At 37.0% G+C, this 2,939-nt stretch carries 1 protein-coding gene; it reads left to right on the top strand.

What is annotated here, in order from left to right; all coding sequences use genetic code 11:
- The first annotated feature begins 579 nt into the window (after positions 1-579).
- Positions 580-2,295, top strand: coding sequence for a S8 family peptidase (locus F607_RS32025; protein ID WP_051311849.1), 1,716 nt, complete (start codon positions 580-582; stop codon positions 2,293-2,295).
- Positions 2,296-2,939 lie beyond the last annotated feature (644 nt).

The raw sequence follows: 2,939 nt of genomic DNA, 5'->3' as shown, positions 1-2,939 counted from the left end.
GGTGTCAAATAATAAACAATCGTATTTACCTTCTATAATTTAAGATCTTTCCTAAAAATATTGAAATTTTGGTAACATTTTTAGAGGTACCCATAGGTCGAAAAATATATAAACACTCAACTTTATACAAAGCTTACCTGACACTCTCCCACCAACATTAATTCTCCAAGATAAAAAAATAATATTCCTAAAATATTTTTAACACTAAGCCCACATCAGTTCCAGTGTATTTATCAAACAGCATAAATGCTGTTGTAAGACAAAATACAAACATTAGAAAAACATCATAAACACTTTTTATAACTATGAATAATTTTCGTTAGTAATATACGACATATTGACTCACAAAAAAAATCCTGCTTATAATCGAACGCGGGAGTTATCTGGGGATTATTCCAGCAAAGATAAAATATAGTACAAAGTGGGATATTCGTACTTATTTAACACTACCTTATTAAGGTAGCAAAGCCGATAATATAAGGTGTTTTTATAAGTTGAATAACAACCATTATTTATATTAGAAAAATAACCAAAGCAAAATACACAACATATAAAGTGTAAAATCAGTTAGGAAATTTCATGAAACTTAATCAAGTTAAGGGTGTAACCTTATCAGCCCTTTTTTTGTCTATTTGTAGTGCAAACACGTTTGCAGACAATCCTACGCAACTGCCGCAGCCAGAACCAATGACCAATATAAAAGGTGTCATTATTGAAGAACCGGTACAGCTTAAACAAAAAACACAAAAGCGCCGTAGTAAACGAAGTGTTCCCCTTCGTGCACCTGTAGTAGAAGCTAATGACTGGTATAATTTAAGCCCTGAAGAAGACAATATCGAAGGCTCTAGCGTCAACAAAGTATATAACCAGCTTTCACTCACCAATAAATATAAGCCTGTTATTGTTGCGGTTATTGATAGTGGCGTTGACATCAAGCATGAAGATTTACAAGGAAAAATTTGGGAAAACTCTCGAGAAATACCCAACAATGGCATCGATGATGATGGTAATGGCTACGTTGATGATATTCATGGTTGGAACTTTATCGGTGGTAAAGACGGTCGTCATGTAAATTACGATACCTTAGAAATCACCCGTGAATATGCAAAATATCAAGCGCTTTTGGCTTCTGGTGCCTATATTCCTGCCAAGAAAAAAGCTTACTATGAAGAGCTTAGTAAAACATTCCAAGATGAAGTAAAAGAAACAACAGAAACCCGTGACCGATATGTCAACTATCAAGCCCAAATTAAGGAAAATAAAGCATTACTTTCTACCTATAATTATAATGACTTTTCCAAAGAAGGCTTATCAAGCATCAACAGTGATATTGAAGAAGTGGTCGTCGCTAGAGATTTTCTGTTAAAAATATTAGACCTATTCGGTAAGTACGAAAAAGTCGATAGTCGAGCTGAATATTACGCTAACAAATTGGCTTATAACTATAATACAGAGTTTGATCCTCGTACTGATATTGTCAAAGATGACCCAAACAATTTTTGGGAAACGGGTTATGGTAATAATGACGTAACAGGACCAGACTCTGATCATGGCACCCATGTATCTGGTATCATTGCGGCGGACCGGCATAATGATATTGGTATAAAAGGCATAGCAGAAAATGTCAAAATCATGGTATTACGTGCTGTGCCTAATGGCGATGAACGTGATAAAGATATTGCTAATGCAGTGCGTTATGCTGTAGATAACGGCGCTAGTATTATTAATATGAGCTTTGGTAAAAGCTATTCACCCAACAAAGCTAAACTTGATTTGGCCTTTGAATATGCCTCAAATGCCGGAGTTCTGTTAGTACATGCCGCGGGCAATGACAGCAACAACAATGACGAAAAACCTCGCTACCCTAACCGTAATTTCAAAAGCTTTCCAGGCTATAAAATCAGTAACTGGTTAGATGTTGGTGCTTCGTCTGCTAATAAAGGTGAAGACTTGCCCGCCAGCTTTACCAACTTCGGCAAACGAACCGTTGACATTTTTGCGCCTGGCGTAAAAATCCTGTCAACCATTCCTGGCAACCAATACGCCAAATATAGTGGTACCAGTATGGCAACCCCTGTAGTGTCTGGTATTGCTGCATTAACACTCTCCCAGTACCCTTACTTGGATGGTTACTACCTGAAGTATATGCTACTCAACACAGGAAGAGAGTATCCTGGCCTTGAAGTTAAACAACCTGACACCCCTGAAACAAAAGTTGAGTTTAGTGAGTTATCCAAAACAGGGAGCGTTGCCGATGCTTACACTTTGTTGAGGAACTTTAAGCAAGACCAATAGAGAGTACTAGGTAATTTATTTAGCAATAAACGCGCTAAATAACCCGCCCATCAATCGCTATAGTAGCTACAAGCTATCTATAGCGATTGCCCCGTTAATAAAACATCACTCAAGTTTCTCAATACTCTTCTAATATAACTACAGCGAAAGTTTTTAATGGGAGTAGAAGACCATCCTTGGTCTCCATTGCCCACGCCGCTCATTGCACTTACGTCACAAGCCAATTCAAGCATTGCAAATCCACTTTTTGCTCCATCTCTATCATTGTTAAAAAAACAATGGTGATGTATTAACGTAGCTCATTGACTAGGATCTGTTAACACTCTTTTAGTTTATGCATGGTTTTAAAAAAGCCTTCTATACCCTTCACGAGTGATTTCTAGGTTTTGTTATCTTCATTCCTCACCCCAATCACCTATTAATATAGGCTCATGGGACTTCGTCACTCGATGGCCGCACCTAAAAACCATTCGTATTGGATATAGGTTTTTACATTTTTAGTAGTATAAGACTAAAGTAGTATATACACCCTTTTTTAAACATCTGATAATTCTCGACTTTGGCCATCAAGCAGCCATCGCGAGTTGATTAATTAAAGTGTCAGCGTCATTGGGTGTTAATTTAATAAAGTCATCACTTATACT

The sequence above is a fragment of the Zooshikella ganghwensis DSM 15267 genome (genome assembly GCF_000428585.1).
GTDB classification, from domain to species: domain Bacteria; phylum Pseudomonadota; class Gammaproteobacteria; order Pseudomonadales; family Zooshikellaceae; genus Zooshikella; species Zooshikella ganghwensis.
This window is presented reverse-complemented; position numbering and strand designations above follow the sequence as displayed.